At 41.4% G+C, this 25,658-nt stretch carries 18 protein-coding genes and 1 pseudogene; 3 read left to right on the plus strand and 16 right to left on the minus strand.

Annotation, left to right across the window (positions count from 1 at the left end; all coding sequences use genetic code 11):
* Positions 1-100: 100 nt before the first annotated feature.
* The 6 genes from BN1067_RS18515 to BN1067_RS18540 all read right to left on the minus strand — a co-directional run bounded on the left by BN1067_RS18515 (position 101) and on the right by BN1067_RS18540 (position 10,829).
* Positions 101-1,594, minus strand: a complete 1,494-nt coding sequence (locus BN1067_RS18515; RefSeq protein ID WP_053220273.1) for an esterase/lipase family protein — start codon at positions 1,592-1,594, stop codon at positions 101-103.
* Positions 1,595-1,967: 373 nt separating this feature from the next.
* A complete protein-coding gene (locus BN1067_RS18520; RefSeq protein ID WP_053220297.1) occupies positions 1,968-3,260 on the minus strand; it encodes a globin-coupled sensor protein in 1,293 nt (430 codons plus the stop codon).
* 137 nt (positions 3,261-3,397) lie between these two features.
* On the minus strand, positions 3,398-5,020 hold the full coding sequence (locus BN1067_RS18525) for a BCCT family transporter (RefSeq protein WP_053220274.1): 1,623 nt from the start codon (positions 5,018-5,020) through the stop codon (positions 3,398-3,400).
* Positions 5,021-5,490: 470 nt separating this feature from the next.
* On the minus strand, positions 5,491-6,633 hold the full coding sequence (locus tag BN1067_RS18530) for a mannitol-1-phosphate 5-dehydrogenase (protein ID WP_053220276.1): 1,143 nt from the start codon (positions 6,631-6,633) through the stop codon (positions 5,491-5,493).
* A gap of 5 nt (positions 6,634-6,638) precedes the next feature.
* Positions 6,639-8,726, minus strand: coding sequence for a BglG family transcription antiterminator (locus BN1067_RS18535; RefSeq protein WP_053220277.1), 2,088 nt, complete (start codon positions 8,724-8,726; stop codon positions 6,639-6,641).
* Positions 8,727-8,894: 168 nt separating this feature from the next.
* Complete coding sequence (locus BN1067_RS18540) at positions 8,895-10,829, minus strand: PTS mannitol transporter subunit IICBA (protein ID WP_053220278.1); 1,935 nt, start codon at positions 10,827-10,829, stop codon at positions 8,895-8,897.
* A 301-nt stretch (positions 10,830-11,130) separates the two neighbouring features.
* Between BN1067_RS18540 and BN1067_RS18545 the strand changes: the two genes are divergently transcribed.
* Entirely contained in the window at positions 11,131-11,457 is a 327-nt protein-coding gene (locus BN1067_RS18545; protein ID WP_053220279.1) for a four-helix bundle copper-binding protein, read from the plus strand.
* Between the two features lie 81 nt (positions 11,458-11,538).
* Here the strand turns inward: BN1067_RS18545 and BN1067_RS18550 are convergent, their stop codons facing one another.
* Both BN1067_RS18550 and BN1067_RS18555 read right to left on the minus strand, forming a co-directional pair.
* The gene (locus tag BN1067_RS18550; RefSeq protein ID WP_053220280.1) at positions 11,539-12,150 is read right to left on the minus strand and encodes a class I SAM-dependent methyltransferase; all 612 of its coding nucleotides are present in this window, start codon (positions 12,148-12,150) and stop codon (positions 11,539-11,541) included.
* 175 nt (positions 12,151-12,325) lie between these two features.
* Positions 12,326-14,563, minus strand: coding sequence for an MMPL family transporter (locus tag BN1067_RS18555; RefSeq protein ID WP_053220281.1), 2,238 nt, complete (start codon positions 14,561-14,563; stop codon positions 12,326-12,328).
* Positions 14,564-14,705: 142 nt separating this feature from the next.
* Here BN1067_RS18555 and BN1067_RS18560 point away from each other — a divergent pair, with 142 nt between their 5' ends.
* Complete coding sequence (locus BN1067_RS18560; protein WP_053220282.1) at positions 14,706-15,329, plus strand: TetR/AcrR family transcriptional regulator; 624 nt, start codon at positions 14,706-14,708, stop codon at positions 15,327-15,329.
* A gap of 243 nt (positions 15,330-15,572) precedes the next feature.
* Here the strand turns inward: BN1067_RS18560 and BN1067_RS18565 are convergent, their stop codons facing one another.
* From BN1067_RS18565 to BN1067_RS18595, 7 genes are all read right to left on the minus strand, one after another.
* The gene (locus tag BN1067_RS18565) at positions 15,573-16,226 is read right to left on the minus strand and encodes a DUF2642 domain-containing protein (RefSeq protein ID WP_234400731.1); all 654 of its coding nucleotides are present in this window, start codon (positions 16,224-16,226) and stop codon (positions 15,573-15,575) included.
* A 14-nt stretch (positions 16,227-16,240) separates the two neighbouring features.
* Positions 16,241-17,569 (minus strand): arsenic transporter, encoded by a 1,329-nt coding sequence (locus BN1067_RS18570; protein WP_053220284.1) that lies wholly within the window; start codon positions 17,567-17,569, stop codon positions 16,241-16,243.
* Between the two features lie 148 nt (positions 17,570-17,717).
* The gene (locus BN1067_RS18575; RefSeq protein ID WP_199868567.1) at positions 17,718-18,836 is read right to left on the minus strand and encodes a hypothetical protein; all 1,119 of its coding nucleotides are present in this window, start codon (positions 18,834-18,836) and stop codon (positions 17,718-17,720) included.
* A 303-nt stretch (positions 18,837-19,139) separates the two neighbouring features.
* Positions 19,140-19,643: a hypothetical protein gene (locus tag BN1067_RS20010; RefSeq protein ID WP_053220286.1), complete on the minus strand. Its 504-nt coding sequence runs from the start codon at positions 19,641-19,643 to the stop codon at positions 19,140-19,142.
* A 175-nt stretch (positions 19,644-19,818) separates the two neighbouring features.
* A complete protein-coding gene (locus BN1067_RS18580; RefSeq protein ID WP_053220287.1) occupies positions 19,819-20,841 on the minus strand; it encodes a CotH kinase family protein in 1,023 nt (340 codons plus the stop codon).
* Between the two features lie 906 nt (positions 20,842-21,747).
* Positions 21,748-22,770: a CotH kinase family protein gene (locus BN1067_RS18590; protein WP_053220287.1), complete on the minus strand. Its 1,023-nt coding sequence runs from the start codon at positions 22,768-22,770 to the stop codon at positions 21,748-21,750.
* A 306-nt stretch (positions 22,771-23,076) separates the two neighbouring features.
* The gene (locus tag BN1067_RS18595) at positions 23,077-23,700 is read right to left on the minus strand and encodes a hypothetical protein (protein WP_199868568.1); all 624 of its coding nucleotides are present in this window, start codon (positions 23,698-23,700) and stop codon (positions 23,077-23,079) included.
* A gap of 503 nt (positions 23,701-24,203) precedes the next feature.
* On the opposite strand from BN1067_RS18595, the pseudogene BN1067_RS20345 reads away from it, so the two are divergent.
* Positions 24,204-24,410: pseudogene (locus BN1067_RS20345) on the plus strand (IS5/IS1182 family transposase); the annotation flags it as partial.
* Positions 24,411-24,630: 220 nt separating this feature from the next.
* Here the strand turns inward: BN1067_RS20345 and BN1067_RS18605 are convergent.
* Positions 24,631-25,658: DHA2 family efflux MFS transporter permease subunit (locus BN1067_RS18605; RefSeq protein WP_053220298.1), on the minus strand; the 1,028-nt coding region annotated here is incomplete at its 5' end.

The following is a 25,658-nucleotide window of genomic DNA, read 5'->3' on the forward strand; positions in this document are numbered from 1 at the left end:
AGGACATAAACCTCTTAAAATTAGACAAAAGTGGTTTGGATGAAATTTAATTTCCACACAAGCCGCTTTTAAACTTTATCTATCATAGACTTCTTATATACTAATCATGCCTACGGCCATTATCGTCCACATATACGGATTTCACTACTGTCCGCTGATACTTTCTGCCGCGGTCATTTCCCCTAATATCGAATGTAAGGTTATATACCCCTTTTCCTAATTCCGGCAGTTGGAAATCCCGGTCAGACGTATGGAATGTTTGCGATTGATGTTTTTTCCCCTGATATTTTTCCAATTTCACTGTTACATTCGGACGTTTTTCTTGGTCGTTTCGATAGACATGAAACCGACCATTTCTTGAATTAATTTTCAGCTTCTCATTTAGCGGACTGTCGATGGCTGCTTGCAGAAAATAATAGTGTGGACCATTGTTATCCGCTCTAATCGACCACTCACCCGCAGCCGGTTTTTCTACTGTAATGCGATGATGATAGGCCCCATTGAAATAACCAGAAGTATCTGCTTCTACTGAAAAATCGCTATAAGTGTTTTGATCAGGTCCCACCAGCGTCAGCTGGGATAATTTTTGATCGCTTAACCAATCTACCGTTACCTTTTCGGCTTGAGCTTCTACATAAAAAGACTCTGCCTGTCGCCCGTCAGACTGACCGCCTCTCAATACATAACCGACATTATTGTCCTGCACAGCCACCTTGTCTTTTCCAAATATAGAAAAGGTCTGTCCTGTTGTCTGTATCTCTCCCTCCCCACCAGCCATTAAGTAACCAGAAAAAAGGTCAAAAGTTGATGTACCTTGTTTAATGGTTTGATGATCCCAAGCCCCTATACTTATTTCTTCTCCGTACGGAAGTCTGGAGCTTGCAACAGTCACCGCTCCATCATTGGGACCATAACGGTTTAAATATAACCCTCCCCAATATAACGAGCTGCCAAAGCTGCCCCGTTCTGTTCCGCCGAAGGTTAGAAAAGGAATGTTTCCCGGATTCCCATCCGTTTCGGACCGAAAATTCGCCATGTAGCCTGTTTGAAGGGAATAGGTTGCATCATTTCTATTGCCTAGTATTCCTGCCAGCCAGCCGGCCCAGCTGCTGTACGCGAGGTCTGCCAGTTCACTGCCATGGTGTGGAGCGGATAAAGTGATGACTCTTTCTACATATGGTGCAGCTCCATAATGCACCAGAGCTGATTGAGCATCGATTCCCCCTTTACTATGCGCGACGATTACTACCTTTTCTCCAAAGAAGTGGTACATTTCTTGTAGTTTTTCCGCTAATAAAGCTCCGTTATCCCACATATTCCTTGTTGGATACAAGTCGATAAACGCCGTTTCAAACCCATTCTCGAAAGCGGTGTCATACATGTCATTGTTTTCCCACCATGTATGAGAAGAACTGTTCAGCCCGTGAACAAACAAGATCGGATGGTTTCCGTCCAATAAATTATCCGGAGTTGTTCCGACATACCATTCACCCGGGTTTCCAGGCGGATCTCCTTTTCCGAATGAACCAGCCAACACGCCAGCGGGAAGCAACAAAAACAACAAAGTGCCAACAAAAAGCACTTTTCTCAGCATTTCCTCACTCCTTTTTGAAAATGTAATAAGAACGACTCAAAAAGAGTATACCGGGAATGGAAAGTGATAGAACCGCCTAAAATCATTTTTCTAAATTCCCCTGCCATTGGATTAGCATAATGAAATCACTTTGCCACACGGGGTAACTGCCATACTAAGAATGCGAACTTCACAACTTGTGGAAGTATTTCACTTCTATAAAGCTAAAGAAAAAGGTACTGCCCGCCATTTTGCAATCGGACACCACCTTTTTCTCTTCCCTCATAATCAGAAGTCTACCCAATTGGTCTGGAAAGACTTCCGCTCACCCAACGTAATCCAGGAATTTTATTTTATATCTTTCCTTTCCTTCCCCAGATTACTGGACTCTCCTTTACTTCTTGGTCAATTCCACTAATCCATCGATAGAACTTGCTACATGCGTGACCGCATTGTTGACTTCGTCCAGACTGTTTTTAAACGTTTCGATTTCCACTTCAACCGAATCACTTTGATTTTTACTCTGTTTCATTTTGGACACAATCGTATCAAACACCTGATTGATTTGTTTCATATCATCGGTTCCATTATGAATCAATTCTCTCACCTCGGAGATGTAAGAAGAAACCCCATGGATTTGGGCATCCGTTTTCCCTACAAGCTCTGAAACACTCGATACTGATTTCTTTGTTTCTTCTGCAAGCTTCCTTACCTCATCAGCAACTACCGTGAAACCTTTACCGTGTTCTCCAGCGCGGGCCGCTTCAATCGAAGCATTTAGTGCAAGCAAGTTCGTTTGTTCGGCAATACCCGTCACTATCGTGACTACCTCTCCTATTTGGTTGGAAATCTCCAATAGCCCTTCTGTTTCCTCTTTGATTCTTTCCATGCGGACATTGATATCTGTCATTTTGTCCTGTTGATTTTCTAAATCATGCTTTCCGGTTATCGATGTCTGTTCAACATCCATCGAAGTCTCGGTTCCCTTTTTGGAAATATGCAAAATACCTTCTAAGTTAGTCACTAACTCTCTGATAGAAGCCGTCGTTTCTTCAAAGACAGCAGCCAAGTCTGACGAAGTATCCTTTATTTCGCTATGGAGAAGATTCTTTTCTTCCTCCTGCTTGCGATAGGTGGCCTCGTTTTCCGCCTGAAAAGCATCCAACACAAGTTGCTGTTCCAAGCTTAATATTTTCGTCACCGCTTGAATTGCTTTCAAGGAATCTTCTTTGGAGTCTATGTTCTGATTAATGATAGCAATCAGGGACAATAAAATATCCTGAAATGCACACATATACCACTTTGGCTGCAGACCGATTTTAAAGTGGATATGGGCGATTCGAAGTCTTTTTTCAATAAAATTATCGTCTATTTTTCCGTCGAACATCTCTTGAATGTGAATAAGCAGCGTTTTTTTCAAGCGTTCGACCGAACTGTTGCTTTCAATAATGTTCATCAGGGACCCTTCATACTCCAAGTTCCGGTAAAATTGATCCACAATGCCATGAATATTTTTCTGTACGAAGGGCTTTAGAGAAGCAAGTACAAGTAAATCCTGCTTTTCTAAATTGATCATTTTTAATTGTTTCATCAAATCTGGATGATGATCGACCTTCAGATAAGTGTTATTGATAAGCGTTTCATCGATAAAAGTTTTGTTTGTCGCTTTTTTGTTTTTAAACAGCAATTGCATATCTCTTCCCCCACCATATTCCTTTTATTTCCTACCCTGCTTTTTATATCGGATTTAAAGTTGATTTTTTGAAGAAAAGAAGTGCCAGGTATCTGCTAATCGGGATACCTGGCATTTCTCTAATCCACAGTTTATTGCTTCAAATCCTCGGACGCGTCCTCCCTTTTCTTTTTTCTCCTCAACCGCTGCCTAATTTTTTTGGAATCCAGATTGATTGTTTTCGGCTTATAATGCTCAGATGCCTTTAAGTCATCTGTGGAAGCCTTCATGAACGACCATGCGAGCATCAGCATGATAAACAATAATGGAAATCCTCCAACAATACTAGCTGTCTGCAGGGTGGACAACCCACCGATGAACATCAGTACCAACGGCATTAGACAGAGTGTAAACGCCCAAAACAATCGATTCCAGCGTAACGGCTCATCCTCCACTTCTGATTGTACAACAGAAGCGAGAATATACGAGCTCGAGTCAAAGGTTGTCGCAAGAAAGATGATAGCCAGGACGGTAAAAACAAGAATGATCAGTGGAGCCCAAGGCAGCTGATTGATTATGCTGATAATTGCATAGGGAGCACCCTGTTCGTTCAATACACTTACCACATCGAACTCTCCGGAAAGCTGCATATATAACCCGAAGTTACCCATGATTCCGAAAAAAAGCAGACTGCCAAGTGACCCGTAAATAATCGTTCCAAGCACCATTTGCCGAATCGTCCGACCCCGGGATATTTTCGCGACAAACAGGCCGACAAACGGGGCATACACGAGCCACCACGCCCAGTAGAAAACCGTCCACCCTTCCGGGAATCCAGTGCGTTCGAACGGTCCCAAATTATTAAACGGTTCCGTCCATGTGCTCATATGAAAAAAATTATCCAGGACTAATCCAATACTATTGGTCGTTGTTTCCGCGATGAATCTCGTAGGACCTAACACGAAAATGAACAACAGCAAAAAGATGGCAAGCCAAAGATTCAAATCACTCAACACTTTGATTCCTTTACGCAAACCGGAATAGGCACTTAAGGCAAAAATGGTCGTACAAAGAACAAGAATAATCGTCTGCATCGTCATATTTGCCGGTAGTCCTGTCAACCTGGATACACCTTCTGCTATCATCGGTGCTCCAAGGGCAAGCGTGGTTCCGGCGCCACCCATCAACCCAAACATAAATAACACATCAATCAATTTGCCAATGGGCCCGTCAGTCAAACGGCCGATTAACGGCCTGCAGGCTTCACTTATTTTCAGTACCGGCTTTCTTCTTACATAATAAAAATAGGCCATAGGCAAAGCCGGGAGTGTATAAATAGCCCAGGCGATTGGACCCCAGTGAAAAATCCCGTAAGAACTTGCCCATTGGATCGCTTCCCTGGAACCTGGATTGATTCCAAAGGGTGGATCTTGATAATAGTAAGCCCATTCAATCGTTCCCCAGTACAGTATACTCGATCCGATACCTGCACAAAAAAGCATTGCTGCCCAGGAAAAGGTGTTAAACTCCGGTTTTTCATCTTTTTCTCCAAGTTTGATTTGACCGTTGACACTAAAAGCAACATATATCAAAAAAAAGAACAATACAAAGCCGACCAGTAAATAAAGGACACCGAAGTTCTGAGTGACAAAGTCATTGGCAGCCAGTACAAAAGCTTCCCCTTCTTCCGGAAATAAGACGAGCGGAATAGTGACCAAAAGCAAAAGAAGTAAAGCGCCGATAAAAGTTGGCCAATCGATTAAACGATTTTTCATGCTATCTTCCCTTCTTGAAAAAAACAATATTCCCGTCTGTTAGTTTTGTTTATAAACGTCTTTTTTATCCGATAGGAAAGTACTTATCTACTTTTGGAGTTTTATTCCTCGCTGCGGAAATACCCTTCGCTTTCCGGGGGCGGCTGGTGAGCTTCCTCGAGCTAAAGCTCTGCGGGATCTCACCGAGGCCTTTCCTCCCGCGGGAGTCTTCGGGTATTTCCTCCGCCATGTACAGCTCCTTATTTCTTAACATAGTTACTCCCAAAAGATGCTTCAACAGTGGAGGAAAATGATTTGTATTATCGAAGACTTTTTATGTTTCAACCTCGCTGCTTATAGCTTTTGGCTCTACAAGAATAGTAGTAGTCATCCAAAGTTGGTTAGAAATTTATACCGACCATGGACATAAAAAAGTTAATGAAAAAACGCCTGGAGGAATTTCTCCAGGCGTTTGGTGTTCTATCTTTCCATTATTGCTTTAGTTTCCGGTATTGCTCGATTACTTCTTTGCTGATCTCACTGTCCTCATCCAGGCCACTTACTTCTTTCAAGACGTAGGCTGGGCCATGTTCCTGAATCATTCCCTGGATTTTCACCGCTTCTTCATCCTCCGAATAGTCAAACAACAGTGCTGCCGCAATAGCCTTTGCTAAATTTGTGAACGAAAGTCCTGCTTTTTGAGCTTCGGTTGCCGGGCGGATCAGCCTGTCCTCCGGCCCCAGCTTACGGATCGGTGCACGGCCGACTCTTGTAACAGCATCGTTCAGGTATGGGTTTTTAAACCGCTCAATTATTTTTTGAATATAGGAGAGATGTTCTTCTTTGTCCAAGCCGTATCGCTTCACTAGATAATCACCGGTTTCTTTCAGCGTTTCACGTACTTGCCCGGCAATTTGTTCATCGGCTAGCGTCTTATCAATGGTACTTTTTCCAGCAAGATAACCGAAGTAAGCTATTACCGCATGCCCCGTATTGACAGTGAACAATTTACGCTCAATAAATGGTGCGAGCTCATCCACAACCTTCATACCATCAATTGGCGGAATGTCCTGATTAGTTTCGACTACCCATTCGAAATACGGCTCTACCAGCACATCCAAAGATTCCGGGTCCTCTTGGATCGGAACGATTCGATCTACAGCAGAGTTGAAGAAGTACACCCTCCCTTCCAGCCTTTCTTTGGTATCCTCGTCAAGGTTTTCAAGGATGTGCTTCTTCAATATATCGGTCGCAGAGATTTGATTTTCACAAGCGATTACATACAATTTCTCATCTGTTTCATAGACACGCTCGGTTAAACCACGTGCAATCAATGGAGCAATCCGCGGAAGAATATTCGGGCCGATTGCCGTCGTTAAATAAACAGCATTTTTTATGGCATCAATCACTTCTTCTTCCTGCTTCAAGTTGTTCAAACCGGAAACATTCTCAATGGTGGTAGTCTGTTCCTGTTCTGTAGCCAACTTCACCTGATAGCTTTTTTGTTCATTCAGTTTATTGATGATTTGTTCGGCAATATCGACGAAGGTGACATGGTAACCAGATTCGGCGAACAACCCGCCTATAAAACCGCGGCCGATATTTCCTGCTCCAAAGTGAACAGTTTGTTTCAATGTAATCATTCCTTTATCAAGTTATTTTGTAGATAATCCAGAAAAAGATCCTCCAATTTTTTGCGGATCATTGCTTCGTTAGAGGATGAAAAAATCATCATAGCAACATCATTTTCAATCAAACTCGTACTGATCAGGCTAAGTACCTCCTGCTCCCGGAGACTCATGCTATCCGGCGCCAGCATGAGTAAGAGGTTTTTCATTTGAACTTCCTGACCATCCATCCCTTTAATTGTACAAGGCTGCTCCAGATGGGATACTTGGAAAATCAATTCGTGGATATGGTCGTCCCGGCAATGGAACAAGCCCATATTGGTATTCGGAATCCCTAAGCCTCCTCTGTTTTCGCGTTCTTCCAACTCGACAAGCACTTTATTTGAATCATCGAGAAGCTGGTCTTCCTCCGCTTGCTCCACCATCTTCCGCAGTACTTCACGATGGTCGGAAGTATCTTGATACCGGTAAACACGAAGATTGGCCAAAATTCCTTCGATACTGGAATGGACATCCTTGATTTCCTCAAGCAAATCATGAATTCCTTGTTTTTCAGTATGGCTGGAAGTTTCTTTTTCATTTGCTGGCCTGATATATTGTTTCTTGCCCGTCAGTTTTTTGAGATTGCGTTTCAAGAAGTCATGGATTGCTTCCGTATCCTCCTCACTGAGCAGAGGACTTACCAAGATATATTCTAGGTCACTAAAAGGCAGCCTTACGGTAGAGATAACCACATCAAACGAGCTGAGATTAGCATTACGGAAATCATTGATCGATAAAATTTCTACTTCTTCGATTTCCGGTACTTCCTGCTGAATCCGGCTGGCCAACATCTTCGAGGCTCCTATACCTGTTGGACAAACGACTACCGCCTGAATTACTGCCTTTTCCTCATTCATCAGCAATGCCGAGCCAAAGTGGAGAACAATAAAGGCTACTTCTTCGTCAGGAAAGTGTACCTCTTGAAAATGTGTTTCCAAGCTGTTTTTAACGGCCATGAACAATACCGGATATTTCCGTTTGATTTCATCGGTTAGCGGGTTGAATAATTCCATCCCCTGCTGTAACCGGAATAAAGAAGGTTCCATATGAGCAAGCAGACCCTGGAATAAGGAAAAATCATCTGATAAGTAGATATGGAGCTGATTGGAAACATCAGAGATGACATCCTTTATTAATCGGCCAAGCATGATACTGTCGTATCCGATGGAATTGGCTCTCTGCAGTTTTGATCCCTTTAGCATAACTGTAAGAAACAAGACATCATTTTCTGTCAGTGGAACGTCGAACTTTTGTATCAAATCCTCGCACATTTGCTTCATTCTCCGGTATTCAAGCGAAGACTTGTCTACCATTTGATCAGTCTGTTCCATACGATACTGACTTTCCGAACGTTGAACCGTGATACACATATGAATAATCAAACCTATGTAATCACTGTCAGCTAGCCTTGTTTGCCCTTTATTGATCGTCCGGCTTACTAACGAGTCGATTTCCTGCAAATATTGCGGAGAAAAGTATCCGAATACAAGGCCATTCAGCTGGTTCCCTTTTTGCAGCAAATATAAATACTCGATCAACTCTTCATGAAAATGAATTGAAAAATAACCTGCCAAGGCTTTCCTCTTGTCGGATTCCCTTGCTATCAATTCCACGCCTACGCCCCTTTTTCTCGAAAGCGTCACGCCGAATTTTTCCAGCCAGACAGCCAAATCATTTAGATAAGTTGTCAAGGTGGCGGTACTGACACCCAACTGCTTTGCCAGTACTTGCGTCTTAAAAGACACTCCCTCGTGCAACAAGGTGATCAACAAGTGGAGCTTTCTCTCCTCAGGTGTTTCATCTGTCGGATTCAAACTGGATAAATGCTGCATCAACCGGTAAATATGTTCATTTTTACCATCGATTACAAGACCATCAGCCGGCGTCCGGTTCAAATTCAATTGAAATTGATCCAGAAATTTTGCTGCAGATTTCAAATCTCGCTGAATCGTCCGTACACTTACATTAAGAAAAGAAGCCAAGGATTGTGCAGTATGCTTTCCTGACGTTTTGACAATTAACTCTATGATGGATTTTTCCCGTGATGTAATAAACATATTACCCACTCATTTCTACATTAAAATATCCCTCTTATTACTCTTTCTGTCCATCTACAGAAAAGCAGGAAGCAAAATTGCTATAATGCCTTGTTTCCTTTATCGGGCCAAACGCTAAAACTAGAACAGAAAGGCAGGATTATCCCGCCTTTCTATTCAATGGGGTGCTTATTTGCTGTTAATAATATCCTTTAGTTCTTTAGCTGTTTTAGCTTGGACCATTTGTTCGATATTTTCCATTTCCGAACAAATAACCGCGATTCCGGACAGAATCTCCAAATGAGTACCGTCTTTGCCAGCAATACCGAAGATCAATTTGGTATCTTCGCCATCAAAGTCCACGCCATTTGGGACCTGAACGACGGTGAAACCGGACTTCCGTACAGCTTTTTTGGCATCTTCCGTACCGTGTGGTATCGCTACATTATTCCCCATATAGGTAGAAGTCATGTTATCCCGTTCGATCATGGCCTCAACGTAGCTTTCTTCTACATAACCTGCTTTTACCAATGCTTCACCAGCAAAGCGGATTGCCTCTTCTTTTGTGTCAAATTCCTGACCAATGAAAATATTTTCTTCAAGAAGCAGGTCATCGTCATCACCATGGCCTGGATCCGGTTCTGTCACCTCTTGCTGAGAATCCTCGACAAGATCGGCTAATTCCTCTGATACCCCACTTCGCAAACTGTCAATCAGGTTATCATATTCAGGACTGGACAAGAAGTTATCCACTGAAATATGGTAAGCGTTTGGCAGTTTGTTTTTGGCGCGTGGTGTCAGTTCTTCCTGAGTGATAACGACTTGAGCGTCACTTGGCAAATTGCTGATTGACGTGTTGGTTACCTCGACATCTAGCTCCGCTTCCTTCACTTTCTTACGGAGCAAGGAAGCCCCCATTGCACTGGATCCCATGCCGGCATCACAAGCAAAAACGATTTTTTCAACATCCTCAGGCATAACTCCCTTTTCAGCGGTGCTTTGGTTCGCTCCAGAAGAAACTGCGCCGGAAACTGAGCTTTTCTTTCCTTTCATTTCTTCCATCTTTTTCGTCGCTTCGTCGATATCTTCATCCGATTGTTTTCCGGATTTCAATACGATTCCCGATACGATGAAAGAAACAATCGTAGCGACGATAACCGCCGAATAGTTGGCAACATAAGCCATTGTCTGAGGAGGAGTTACCGCAGTGATGGCAATAATACTTCCTGGTGACGAAGGAGCAACAAGTCCTCCACCCAACAATACAAGGGTGAAGACACCGCTCATCCCACCAAGAATAACAGCGATGAACAACATCGGACGCATCAAAACGTATGGGAAATAAATTTCGTGAATCCCGCCCAGGAAGTGAATAATACCAGCGCCTGGTGCGGATTGTTTTGCTGTGCCTTTACCAAAAAGAGAGAAGGCAAGCAATACGCCTAGACCTGGTCCTGGGTTCGCTTCAAGAAGGAACAGTACCGACTTTCCTGCGTTTTGCACCTGTTCTAATCCGATTGGTGACAGGACACCGTGATTGATTGCGTTATTCAAGAACAAAATCTTAGCTGGTTCTATTAGAATACTCGTCAATGGCAGTAAACCTGCTCCTACTAGCCAATCTACACCCAGAACCAATACTTGGGTGAATCCATCAACAGCCGGGCCGACTGCCAGGAAGGAAAGAATTGCCATCAATCCACCTAAAATACCAGCAGAAAAGTTATTAACTAGCATTTCGAAACCAGTTCTGATTTTTCCATCGATTAGCTGGTCGAATTTTTTAATGACGTAAGCTCCAAGCGGACCCATGATCATGGCGCCAAGGAACATTGGCGTATCCGGTGCTCCGACAATCACACCGATTGTAGCGATTGCCCCGACTACACCCCCGCGCTGATCGTGAATCAATTTACCGCCGGTATAACCGATTAAAAGCGGTAATAAGTACTTAACCATCGGATCGACTAATTTGGCAAGCTCTTCATTCGGAATAATTCCATCAGGAATAAACAATGCCGTAATCAATCCCCATGCAATAAATGCACCTATGTTTGGCAACACCATGGAACTAAGAAAGTTACCAAACTTCTGTATCGCAACTTTTACAGATGATTGAGCCATGTTATACTTCCTTTCAATAAAATTAGATAATATCAGACGTTAACATCATAAGCCACTAGGAAGCGCTATTCAAGAAACACTAACATTACCTTTGTCGCAGTCTGAAAGACAAAGGTAATGTTTCTTCTGTGCATAAATTCCTATGCAGCTATTGTGCGCTTTTCGGAAGCTGTTCATTCGCAATTAACCTTTATACGCTATATGGCAGTCAGTGATTCTTAGAGGAGATTCCAAAAATCCGTTTAGTATGGAATATACTCGGGAAATTTATAGAGACAAATACTTAATGGAGGTTAGATAAATGGCACACGAAAAATACCAAGAACTTCTCCACACGTTACATGAATGTATGGTGGCATGTAACCATTGTTATGATGCTTGTTTGCAGGAAGATGACGTAAAAATGATGACGCCATGCATACGACTAGATCGGGAATGCGCAGATATTTGTGGATACTTGGCCCAGGCAATTACTCGGGGTACTCCATATGTAGCTGAATTAGCTTCCGTTTGCGCAAAAATTTGTGAAGACTGCGGAAATGAATGCAAAAAACACGAACAAGAACATTGCCAAAAGTGCGCGGAAATCTGTTTCACATGTGCAGAAGCGTGCAAAAACGTTGCCTAATATAATCGGTACAACAAAAACAAGGCCCGGATACTTACGGACCTTGTTTTTTTATTTTGTCTTAGTCATGATTCTTCTTCGTTACACTTCGTGCTGTTTGGTGTTTAAACACTCCATTGTTACAAAAATCCCCTTATAATACGCTTTCGTTTCCTTTATCGATAAATCTGTATTTTTTACGTAATGGAGCGTTTCCCTGTTTAAATGACAACCGTCACAAACCTTTTTCCATACAGGGGTCAAAATATCTTGAACTTTTGCCCAAAAAGGATGTTCATGGATTCTGACATGCTCGAAGAAGAGGAGTTGTGCACCTGGTTTACTTACCCGCTCCAATTCCGCTAAGGCCATCCACGGATCAGAAACCGAACAAAATACTAGAGTCGCTACTACAGTATCGAATGTATTATCAGCAAATGGCAATTTTTCTGCCTTTGCTTCGTGAAGCTTGATTGGTACTCCGCTTTTTTCCCTTGCACTAGCAGATCGTCGCAACATCTGTTGATCCGGTTCAACTGCATCGACCTGTTGAGTCTGATGCAAGTAGTAAGGAAAGTTAATTCCAGAACCTGCCCCTATCTCCAGAACCCGCCCTTTTGCTTTGGAGATAAGTTCGGTTCGGACCTTCTTGAATTGTCGTCGTTCCAAGGGCTTCATACAAAAATCATAGACGGCTGGAAACCACTTTCCCATACACAGCCCTCCTTTTATTCCAACTATAACGGTTTTCTCTCTTATAGACGTATACGACGCTCAGGAGATACTGGATTCGCCCCTTTTCGCCCTACAAATTATCCAAGACGACTTACTCTTATCTTCTATTATAGATTGTTTATAGCGGGGACTGACCCCAAAGGGGGGGCTTCTTCTAGCCTTTTTCTTTTTGATCTTCTGTTACTGCTTTTTTCGACAGTGCCCCTGGCCAAAATGCATAGTTGCCTAATACGGTTGTAATCGCCGGAACTAGCAATGGCCTGACAATAAAGGTATCCAGCAACACACCGATTGCCGTAACGACTCCAAACTGAACAAGCACTTGTATCGGCATGACTGCTAATACAGAAAATGTCCCTGCCAAAATAAGACCTGCGGAGGTAATGACACTGCTGGTCTCACCTACCCCCTCTGCGATTGCCTGTTTTAAAGGCATCTGTTTCCGGTTTCTCCAAATACTCGATATCATGAAAATATTATAATCTCCACCAAGTGCTACTAAAAAGACAAAGGCATATAAAGGGATCAGCCCCTGCATCGCTGGTTCACCCATCCCATAATGAATAAACAGCCATCCAAGCCCTAAAGCGGAGAAGAATGACAGAACGACCGTCAAAAGTAAATACGCCATCGCCACAACCGAACGCAAATAACCAAGCAGCAAAATTGCGATAATCACAAGAATGACAGGAATAATGATGTTTTGGTCCCGAGTGGATATTTTTTCAGTGTCATAAAGATTTGCCGTCTCTCCACCAAGCCATACACGTTGATCGGCAGTATCTATACCTGATTCTTCCAGGACCCCTACTGTTCTATCCCTAATAGCCGGTATCATACCCACTGCTTCAGAGGAGTAGGGATCAATAGAGAGTGTCAGGGAATACTGTACGATGTCTTCATTGTTTTTACCAAGGCGGGAATCACTTACCGCAGCGACATTCTCCATTTCGGCAAGTTCTGTTTGAATAGTATCCACAGCTGCCTCGCCATCCGTTTCGATGATTACTTCAACAGGTGCAATTTCCCCCGCAGGATAATGTTCAGCAATCACCGCAAAACCTTCACGGGATGGCATATCATCCGGAAACGAATCCAACAAGCCATAGGTATAATCGATTCTTGGCACAATGGCTGCCAATCCTCCTAAAAAGAGCAGGCAGAGCATAATGATCGGCCATGGTTTTCCCGTAACCAGCCGTCCTGCCGCACTACTGAACCTGCTTCTCGTTTTCGGCTCGCGGACAGGTCTGCCTTTTTTCTCTGTTAACTCTTTCGCCATCTTTTCTGTTCTTGGGATGAAGGGAAAAAATGCGATTCTTCCAAATAGTGCCAGTATTGCTGGAAGTAAGGTCAACACGGCAATACACATAATGACAATTGCAAGACTAAACGGAACAGCAAAACGGTCGTAGGAAGCGTACTGCCCCAGTGACAATGTTAATAAACCGATTGCCGTCGTCAGTGCACTCATCATGATAGCCCCGCCGGAATTAGAGATCGCCAGTTGCAGTGCCTTATATTTATTCGGCTCCAGTTTCAGTTCATCCCGATAGCGGGAAACCAGGAACAAACAATAATCCGTTCCAGCCCCGAATAGGAGAACGGTCATGATGGATATTGCCTGCGCATCGACAACGATCCACCCCTGACTAGCGAAGAATCCTAGTAACGGGCTAATCAAACCGTAGGCAAAACCTACCCCTATAAGCGGAACGACTGCCAGTATAGGAGAACGGTATAACACAATCAAAAGTACCAGCACCAATAATACAGTGGCAATCAACAAGGTGACATCCGCCTGGCCGAACAAAGCAGTCGCATCCGTCTGTATACCTACCGGACCGGTGAAACGGACATGAAGCCCTTCCGAGTCAATATCCTTTCCGAATACCTCTTCGTCCGTCAAGCCGTTTATCCGTTCTTCCAAACCGACCATCGCTTTTTCCAGATCATCTGTTGTAGCTTTTTCACTGAAAAATATCGGCGTTGTAAGTGCGGTTTCATCTCCTGAAGCTGCCCCCTTCAGTATCTGGGCAGGCATCTCCCCAAATGGGGGAATCATTTTTTGATATGCAAGTGGCTTTTCTCCCAAATCACCAAACAAAGATTGAACAGAAGAAAAATCTTCATCTGACAATCCGCTATCTCTGTACCATACTAAGAGCAACGGAACGCCTGAATCATCCGGAAACTGTTCATCAACGATCCTGGCAGCCTCCTGCGACATTGCACTTTCCGGTAACAGGTTATCCGATCCTGCTTCTTCCTGATTTACTTGGGGCCAAACCAGCGATACGATTGCCACAAGAACAATCCATATTACTACGGTTAGCCATCTGGTTTTTCTACCAGCCGCCGCTTTCCCTAACCATTCCAAAAAATTAGTCATGCCCATCCCCTTCTCTAGTTGAAAGATAATTGCTGTCTATAATTATATATACTGGTCGGTTAATTTTCAATTTACAGTAATCTTATTTTATAAAACTTATGATATACTTGCAGAAATAGAAGGATATAAGGAGAGAGCAAGATTGACCGCGAATAACCAACGGCCGCTGGGAAGACCACGCGCAAATGACCGGAAACAGCCGACAACCGATATCATCCTCAAGGAAGCCATAGAGCTTTTTTTGGCACATGGATACCAGGAAGTTTCCGTTGACGATGTAGCCAAGGCGGCCAATGTCACGAAAGCGACCGTTTATTATTATTTTCCAAGCAAGGCAGCATTGTTTACAGAAACAATCGTCCAATTAATGTCCCGTATTCATGGGCAAATCCAAGAGATATTACAGAAAAATACTCCTTTGCGCGAACGACTCCTGGAAATTGCCGAAGCACATTTAACCGCCACCGTGGATATTGATTTAGACGGTTTCATGCGTGAAACAAAAAATACATTGTCAGAAGAACAGACAAAAAGCATGCAGAAAGCTGAAGAACGGCTATATAAAGCAATTGAACAAGCAATCACGGAAGCAATAAATAAAGGGGAAAGCAACATCCATCCAACTTTTGCTGCTCATGCTTATGTAGCATTGCTGCGGGTTGGCAACTATCGCGATCAGCATGGTAATGGCATTTTTCCGACCACAACCGAAACCGCAGAACAAATTGTTGATTTTTTCTGGGATGGACTTAATCTCGCAAAATAACTTGAAACGATATGTTTATGCGGTGAGTTTGAAAATGGTAGTCTCCGCCAGTCTCCAATCCTGAAAAAATGAAACTTCTACCGAAAAAACGGAGGAAAGAAAGAAACTGATACATAGCCTTGACCCAAATCAAAACCGAACGATTCCCAAAAATCGTTCGGTTATTTGCTTTGTCACATCCCTATCCACTCTCTTTTTGCCGTCGTATTAAGACAGATAGATGAAAGAAATTGTCACGCACTTCTACTGAAAGTGTACAGCTTTAATATGGTTAAGGTTGATAAAAACCGGCGTACCTCTTGCGGTGGTTATTTCCATGAGATTCCCTTGTAAATTTGTTAGTTGTCCCACATTGCCGGGTTTAAAACCTAAATCAATAACGATAATGTTACCGATAAATTTTTCCAATTGTATATAAAACGTTCTTGATAAACTGACACTCAAAGGATTCACTGGAAGCTTTTCCTTTTCTAAAGCATAAGGTGTTCTGTTGTCGTCATAAGGTATTAACCATTTTAAATGCTGAAAAGGAATATACATCGTTTTGTAGACCGGAGAATAAAATACAAAGTAGTCATTTAGAATACTTGTTACATAACCATGAATCGAGAGGGAACCTGTAACAAAGATTTCCGAAAATATCCCTTTAGCGTTTGTTAGGGTTTTCCGAAATGATAAGTTGCCATCTGGAGGAAATAAGGCTTCATCCAATTGAATATCTTCTTCGTCTTCTTCGAATACATGTTGAATATGAATACTCGGAATATATAAGAAATCATTACCATCATATAGAACAATGATATCGCTTCCTACTTCTAACAATTTACCCTTTACAATCTTTTTTCCCGATATTTCTAATTGCAGGTTTTTCATTACATACTTCTTAAGCAGTTCCAATCCGACCGACCTCCTTAATACGGAATCCAAGATGTCCATAGAAATAGACTTACCAAACTCACTATTAAGGTAACTGGAATCACCATGATCGTCACTTTAAAATATTGTATCCAAGAAACGTTTATATTGGATTCTCTCAAAATGTACATCCAAATTAAGGTTGCCAGAGTCCCTATTGGTGTAAGGAGAGCTCCTATATCACTTCCGAGAATCGTGGCAAGATAACTAACTTGAAGGGTGTTAATATCCAGTCCCATTTCTGTAAGTGTCAATGTCCCTATCATTACCGATGGTAAATTGTTTACAACGTTTGAAAGAATAGTAAGGACGGTCCCCATTGTTAAAATAGCATTGAAATCATTCGCAACTACGAGTGGCTGTATTAAATTTATCAAATACTCCGTCAATCCTACATTCTTCAAAGCAAAAACAATTACATACATACTGAACGCAAATAAGAGAATGTGCCACGGCGTCTTAGTAATAATATCTTTTATCCCCTTACCGAAACGAAAATATCGAAGCAAAATCAAAATGATGGCTCCCCCTATTGATATCACTTCCAAAGATATTCCTAAGGGAGTTAGTATAAAGTAACTGCTCCTTATCCCTACTACTAAGACAATGCACGTAACAAACATATGCCAGTCTATTTCTGTGAAATCTTTAGACAGTGGATGGCTGGATCCGCCTTGATAATATCCTGTTTTTATTGCTACCGGGATATCATTTTTAAAATAGAAAAAAAGTAAGGAAACAAGTGTTATTATCCCAATCATCGATGGAACAAACATCAAGATTACATAGCTGTTCAGGTCAAGATTAACAATTTTCAAAGCGATTAAGTTGGCAATATTGCTTACTGCTATGGGAGCACTAGCCGAAGTAGCAACCAAAGCGCCAGTTATCAGGTAAGGAATTTTTTCATGTGGTTTCAAATTTAATAGTGTCACGATTCTGATGATGATGGGAGTAGTTATGAGTATGCTACCGTCATTATTGAAGAACATCGTTGCCAAAAAGCAAAGCGTTGCGATATAAAAAAATAACCTTCTTCCAGATCCATTCACTTTTTTTATAATATTGACTGCTACCCATTGAAAAAAACCAACGCTGTCCAATATGATGGTCATAACAATCGTAGATAGGATGGTAAAAGAAGCACCGCTTACCATATTGAAAATATCTAAGATATCGTGATATGGGACTATTCCGATGACGAGCAACATCATAGCCCCGATTGAGGTAGGGACAGTCTCGTTTAGTCCCCTGGGTTTCCACAACATAAAAAATATAGTGAGGGAAAATATCAAAATGGTTATGACGGTGGCATTTTCATACACTTGACTTCCCCTCTTTGTTTATCGGCTGGGCATTGGATATTTTTCCAGGGTTATGAAAGTAGAATGGTTTTGGAGGTTTTAGATAAGAAAACAACCAGATTCCGCATAACGAAAAGAACAGAAACATTATCAACAGAACTCACCTCTTTTAAGACACTGATTTTTTTCTGCCTCTTGAACAGCATTGTTTTCTCCGTCTGCGTCTGCTTTTACTTTTATCTTTGTTATTAGACTTGTTGTCGTCTTTTCGTGGCTTGTTTGAGGCAAGTTTCTCTTTTTTGCTATTCTTTTTTTCTTTATTCATTTTTTCTTTGTTCTTTTTTTCCTTTATTTCTCCGTCCTTTTTTTCTTCGCTCTTTCTCTTTAATTGTTCTGCCGCTTTAAGCGAAGTGTTTTTTTCTTTGGTATCCTTCTTTTCACTTACCGGATGACTTTCCATATCGGTTTTATCTTGCCTTTTTACTTGCAAACTTTGAGAACATTTCTTTTGTCTCTGTTTAGATTTGGAGGTACTAATTTTCTCTGTAGTTTTTTTATTTTTTTTCTCTTCTGAATTATTATTGCTAGCGGTTTCTACTTTTTCATTAGAATGCTCGGCTTCATCCACTCCCTTCCTAAAAGGGATAACGGATAGTTTTTCGAGTGTGGATGATTGTCGACTGTTCTTTTTCTTTTCATTTTCTTTTAAGTGAGGATTAGAGGGGGCGCTGTCCTGCTCCGCCTTTTGTTTATCGTTAGCATTTACTTTTTTAGATCCAGCATTCGAAGTATTATTTATCATTTTCTTCTGGCTTTCTAGGTTACCGGACTCCTTGATGGTTACCTGCTTGTTATCCTTCTGATTTTGTTTTTCTAGCTTGGCTTCATTCTTTTGCAAGGCTGCTTGCACGGAATTATCGGATTTTCCCTTGTTTGCTTTTTTCTCTTTAGTGTTTGTTTCGACTGTTTCTTCCTTCTTTTCTGCCGCTCTTTCTTGCTTTGAATCATCCGCTTTATCCTCTATCTTTTTTTCTTCATTGTTTTTTTGGTTGGCGGCTGTCGATGAAGAATCATTTCCTGCCTTTTCCCCATTTTTTGAACTCTCGCTTTTTTCACTTACAATATTATTATCTTTTGTAAAACAGGAAATCTGAGCTATCGGGATAAACGTAATTTTATCTTTTACAATGAACGTTATGTGATAGTCACCAACTTTTACTAGTACACCTTGAATCGGTTCGGCACCATCCCTTAGAACTATCACCCACTCATTTAAATAATTGGTCAATACTTGCGAGTACGTAGACTCATTGAAGTACGAAAAATCCGCCAACGGGACAGGAAATATATCTTTCGAGTTTTTCGTCAATTCTTTAATGTTGTCCAGTTTAAAATAAAAAATTGATCCATTTTGTTCCAATATTAAATGCTCTTGTTTTACATCCAGTAAAAGCCCTTCAAAAACCTGCGGGCCGGCATAGACTATTTTTACCTGGAATCCCTTTAAACTATTAATATCTTTGTCTTTGTAATCCATATCATTCCCTCCTTTTATAGTTGGGAAAGTCGCTTACAATGAAGCGACTTTCGTTCACTCTTCTTTTTCTTGCTTCTTTTCTTTTTCCTTTTCAGATGCTTCTTCTTTAGATTTTTTGATTGGCTCTGGTTTATTTCTGTTGCTGATATTTCTGACATGAAAAGAAGATAGTCGAATTACTTCAGAATCAATGACAAGAACTAAAACTTCATTCGTTATATCATTAAGGACACCTTCAATTTTCTCTGGACCTCCTCTATTTATATGGACCCAGTTATACTTTAATTGACCAAGTAAATCAGTGAAATTTTCTGCTGTTGGGTAACTAAAATCGTCTGCTACCTCATAATCAAAGCCGATACTTTCTTTCACATTCTCCGTTATGCTTTTAATATGCTGGGTTTTGTAGTAGAGTACTCCATCCTCTTTCGTTAAGAGGATAATATAGTCGGATTGGACATCGAGTAACTTTCCGACTCTTGATTCCGGCCCACCTCGATCCACTTTGATAACTTTTCCCTTTAACGACTCTAAATAATTGTTGAAATTCGTCTCCACTTTCCAATCTCCCTTCTAAACGTTTTCATTGCATGTATATGTATCTCGTAATGATACCGCACTAATCAGCAGCCTATTTTAACGAGAAAATAAAACTGCCCACAACCTTAACTGCAATACGAGAGTCTACAGTTAAAGAAAATAGGCAGCCTAACATCGTTCAATGAAATTCTCATCAGATCAAATCGTTTAAGTGTTGCATTAAAAAGTTTCTACGCCGCTCTACAAATGCCGTGATATATGCCTGTTCTTTGTCGAACTTTTCCGTCTCTCCAATATAGGGGTCATTTTTTATCAGAGGACGGATCAGACCTTGAAGTCTTTTTATACGCGGAGCTATATAGTCAACACAAAAATAATCAGCTAATACGGACTGCAACGTTTTGGAATACATTCGACGAAAATCACTGTGTGATAAAAGACGAGCAGTCAACGTATTAAAACCTGTTATTGGAACATCGTCAAATTCCAATTTACGCCCGTTAATATCTCTACCCCAGGTTGCGTCATAATCCCAGGGAGACACTTCAAATAGTCCAGTGACAGGATTTTGATATAAAGAATAATTGTTAATAAAACCATCTCTATTTTGCGTACACACTACCCCTGACAACCACAAAAAGTATTTTTCCAAATCGATCATTTTTTTTATTTCACCTGGAAATTCATTCTTTGAGCTAGTGTTAATCATGTAAATTAACCGTTTCAGTTCATCGTCCGCATTTTTTCCTCCAAATTTTTTATAGTAACCAGAATCAATATGCTTCTTCACATTACCTTCTGGCGTGATCAATGAAAAATTCGCATCATCATTTGTTGCATAGTAAATGGGACCTTTCTCCATTTTCCTTCTTTCCAGCGATTTCTCACCCATTGATTCTAGTTGCAAATAAATGCCTGCATTTTTGTTATTCATTGTTAAAAAAATGTGTTCCGCTTCTGGAGACATTACACCGATGTCCGAAAAGAAATCCATCGAAAGTTTATTACGCATAAGAGAAGGATCTTTGTACTCTGCGTTTAAATGAATCAAGCTATTTCCTTCAATGGTTTTTGAAGATGTAAAGAAAACATCAAATGACTTTTTTGGAAATTCTCTAATATGGTAACCGCGGAATTTGATGCTAATCGGATAACGTTGATCGCTAAAATCCAAGTAGGCTAGATACTGTTTTTCCTCCCAAACATTTAAACGCAATTTCCTCCAAGAATTGTTATCAATCTGAATATCATATTGCTTTATCCCAGAAATAAGTATCAGCTCCTTTTTCAGATCACTGCATAGGAAGAAAGCTCTCAAACTTCGAGAAATACACATTTGCCGATGCCATATTAAGTAATCTATGCATACGATATTACAGTTATAATCAGAAGGAGGAGTTAAACAATGTCAACTGAAACTCAGGTGTTGGTAGAAGAAATTATCGATAAAGTGCACAGACAAGACTTAGATATATCCTTTATGGTAAATAATCCAACTGACTCTGATCTATCACGAGAGGAGTTAGAATCTCTTCTCCAAGCCCAAAATGAAGTTGAAGCTCGCAAAGGCCACAAACACCATAAACATTCCAAAGGCGATAAACACTCCAAAGGTGACAAGTGCTCCAAGGGCGACAAACATTCCAAAGGTGACAAGTGCTCCAAGGGCGACAAACATTCCAAAGGTGACAAGTGCTCCAAGGGCGACAAACATTCCAAAGGTGACAAGTGCTCCAAGGGCGACAAGCATTCCAAAGGTGACAAGCACTCCAAAGGCGACAAGCATTCCAAAGGCGACAAGCATTCCAAAGGCGACAAGCATTCCAAAGGCGACAAGCATTCCAAAGGTGACAAGCACTCCAAAGGCGACAAGTGCTCCAAAGGTGACAAGTGCTCCAAGGGCGACAAACATTCCAAAGGTGACAAGAACTCCAAAGGTGATAAGTGCTCCAAGGGCGACAAACATTCCAAAGGTGACAAGTGCTCCAAGGGCGACAAGCATTCCAAAGGTGACAAGCACTCCAAAGGNCGAGAAAATAAAACTGCCCACAACCTTAACTGCAATACGAGAGTCTACAGTTAAAGAAAATAGGCAGCCTAACATCGTTCAATGAAATTCTCATCAGATCAAATCGTTTAAGTGTTGCATTAAAAAGTTTCTACGCCGCTCTACAAATGCCGTGATATATGCCTGTTCTTTGTCGAACTTTTCCGTCTCTCCAATATAGGGGTCATTTTTTATCAGAGGACGGATCAGACCTTGAAGTCTTTTTATACGCGGAGCTATATAGTCAACACAAAAATAATCAGCTAATACGGACTGCAACGTTTTGGAATACATTCGACGAAAATCACTGTGTGATAAAAGACGAGCAGTCAACGTATTAAAACCTGTTATTGGAACATCGTCAAATTCCAATTTACGCCCGTTAATATCTCTACCCCAGGTTGCGTCATAATCCCAGGGAGACACTTCAAATAGTCCAGTGACAGGATTTTGATATAAAGAATAATTGTTAATAAAACCATCTCTATTTTGCGTACACACTACCCCTGACAACCACAAAAAGTATTTTTCCAAATCGATCATTTTTTTTATTTCACCTGGAAATTCATTCTTTGAGCTAGTGTTAATCATGTAAATTAACCGTTTCAGTTCATCGTCCGCATTTTTTCCTCCAAATTTTTTATAGTAACCAGAATCAATATGCTTCTTCACATTACCTTCTGGCGTGATCAATGAAAAATTCGCATCATCATTTGTTGCATAGTAAATGGGACCTTTCTCCATTTTCCTTCTTTCCAGCGATTTCTCACCCATTGATTCTAGTTGCAAATAAATGCCTGCATTTTTGTTATTCATTGTTAAAAAAATGTGTTCCGCTTCTGGAGACATTACACCGATGTCCGAAAAGAAATCCATCGAAAGTTTATTACGCATAAGAGAAGGATCTTTGTACTCTGCGTTTAAATGAATCAAGCTATTTCCTTCAATGGTTTTTGAAGATGTAAAGAAAACATCAAATGACTTTTTTGGAAATTCTCTAATATGGTAACCGCGGAATTTGATGCTAATCGGATAACGTTGATCGCTAAAATCCAAGTAGGCTAGATACTGTTTTTCCTCCCAAACATTTAAACGCAATTTCCTCCAAGAATTGTTATCAATCTGAATATCATATTGCTTTATCCCAGAAATAAGTATCAGCTCCTTTTTCAGATCACTGCATAGGAAGAAAGCTCTCAAACTTCGAGAAATACACATTTGCCGATGCCATATTAAGTAATCTATGCATACGATATTACAGTTATAATCAGAAGGAGGAGTTAAACAATGTCAACTGAAACTCAGGTGTTGGTAGAAGAAATTATCGATAAAGTGCACAGACAAGACTTAGATATATCCTTTATGGTAAATAATCCAACTGACTCTGATCTATCACGAGAGGAGTTAGAATCTCTTCTCCAAGCCCAAAATGAAGTTGAAGCTCGCAAAGGCCACAAACACCATAAACATTCCAAAGGCGATAAACACTCCAAAGGTGACAAGTGCTCCAAGGGCGACAAACATTCCAAAGGTGACAAGTGCTCCAAGGGCGACAAACATTCCAAAGGTGACAAGTGCTCCAAGGGCGACAAACATTCCAAAGGTGACAAGTGCTCCAAGGGCGACAAGCATTCCAAAGGTGACAAGCACTCCAAAGGCGACAAGCATTCCAAAGGCGACAAGCATTCCAAAGGCGACAAGCATTCCAAAGGCGACAAGCACTCCAAAGGTGACAAGCACTCCAAAGGCGACAAGTGCTCCAAAGGTGACAAGTGCTCCAAGGGCGACAAACATTCCAAAGGTGACAAGAACTCCAAAGGTGATAAGTGCTCCAAGGGCGACAAACATTCCAAAGGTGACAAGTGCTCCAAGGGCGACAAGCATTCCAAAGGTGACAAGCACTCCAAAGGTGACAAGCACTCCAAAGGCGACAAGTGCTCCAAAGGTGACAAGTGCTCCAAGGGCGACAAACATTCCAAAGGTGACAAGAATTCCAAAGGTGATAAGTGCTCCAAGGGCGACAAGCACTCAAGCAAGTAAAATGCAGACGCTAGGCCTGAGGTTACAGTGGCTAAGCAAAACCGAACGATGATTAACGATTGTATAGGTACTGCCCAAATGTTAGGATGAAAAATCCAACTTTTTGGATAACCACTCGTGCATGTATTCAATTTCGTTCGGTTTTCTTTTACTTGTTTATGGGATTAGCAAAGTAATTTTGATTCTCTTTTAGTCACAGATAGGCTAACAGGATAACTTAGATACTTATTACAATTCAAAAAAACAGTCAACGTGTTGTGAGGCCACTGAAAAAGTCCTTTCTAATTCAGAAGAGATTTTAAAGTTTGTTGTTGATTCTCGCGAGTCGCTTATCGGTGGATGCTTGCCGCGGGCACGGCCTCAGCTAACTTGGTCAAGAAGATCACTTATCCAAGTGGATCTTCGGCTCGCGCTGTTCCCGCAGGCGTCACCACCGAACGCTCATCGTGGAATCAACAGAGGGTAAACGAAAAAGAAGTGATTTTCTTTGAATGGCACCAGAAGATGACGTCATTAATCCCAGCTTATTAGCTTACTTCCGTCGTAAACGTCTGAAAGACACAAACCTTTTAGATCTCCTGATGGGAAAAACCGTAGAGGTCGCGCTTGAGAAAGGCGTGATTCAATCGAATCCTCTCATCCTTGAAGCGACACACACCAAGGCTCGATACAATCAAACATCCCGTCAAGAAGTATTGCATTGCGCATGCAAGGTGCGATGGTGATTTTCACAGCTAATGTGAAACGAATCGTTAAACTAATGAAGTGATAGAGGGCACAAATCACTTGAAATTAGATAAAAAGCGGTCTGTATGGAAATAATTCCATACAGACCGCTTTTTTTAAATTCTACTTTTCAAAGACCTTCAGTTTTTCAGTGGCCTCACGTGTTGTTGACTGGTTTTTTGTTTTCTCCGCTTACTCCGTACCTGCGGCAGAAGGACGGGAATTCTTTATGAAGAATGACAAGATAAGCCCGAGAATAGCGGTAACTCCAGCAACGATAAAGGAAACATTTACGCCATGCACAAGTCCATTGACACCATTTTCCGGCTGTACATTGTTGGTCATCACCGTAACCAACAATGCGGTACCTACTGCACCTGCCACTTGGCGCATTGTATTGTTCATTGCAGTCCCGTGCGGAATCAGATGAGGCGGAAGTTGATTCAATCCAGCCGTTGTTACTGGCATCATGACCATAGCCACGCCAAGCATTCTGACCGCATTAACAGTTGCCAAATAAGTAAAGGTCGTTTCAGCTGTTAAATTACTGAACATAAAGGTAGTGACTACCAAGTCGGTTAAACCAATAATCGCCAGCCACTTGGCACCAAATTTATCGAACAGCCTTCCCATTACCGGGTTCATTATTCCCATTAATACTGCACCTGGTAACAGCATTAAGCCTGATTCTAAGGCGGTATATCCAAGCATATTCTGCATAAGCAGTGGCAGGATGACCGCCCCGCCTATCATCGCGATAAACACGATCATACCAAGTGCTGTTGTAATGGTGAACATCTTGTTTTCGAACACTCTGAATTGAAGTATCGGTTGTTCAAGCTTAGATTGACGCTTGATAAAGAAATACAAGCTTATTGCGCCAACTATCATGGATATTACCACTTGAAAGCTTGCCCAGCCGCTGTTACCAGCTGTACTGAATCCGTATAACAGGCCGCCGAATCCTAGCGATGAAAGGATGATCGACAAGACATCGACACGCGGATTTGTTTGTTTTGTTACATTTTTCAATATAAAATAAGAAACAATCAAATCAATCACAATAATTGGGAAAATGACATAAAACAAACTTCTCCACGGATAATTTTCCACCAGCCACCCTGATAGTGTAGGGCCGATTGCCGGTGCAAAAGCAATGACTAAACCAAACATTCCCATGGCAGTTCCGCGCCGCTCTACAGGGAATATCAAAAATAAAA

This window comes from Virgibacillus senegalensis, assembly GCF_000821245.2.
GTDB lineage: Bacteria > Bacillota > Bacilli > Bacillales > Amphibacillaceae > Sediminibacillus > Sediminibacillus senegalensis.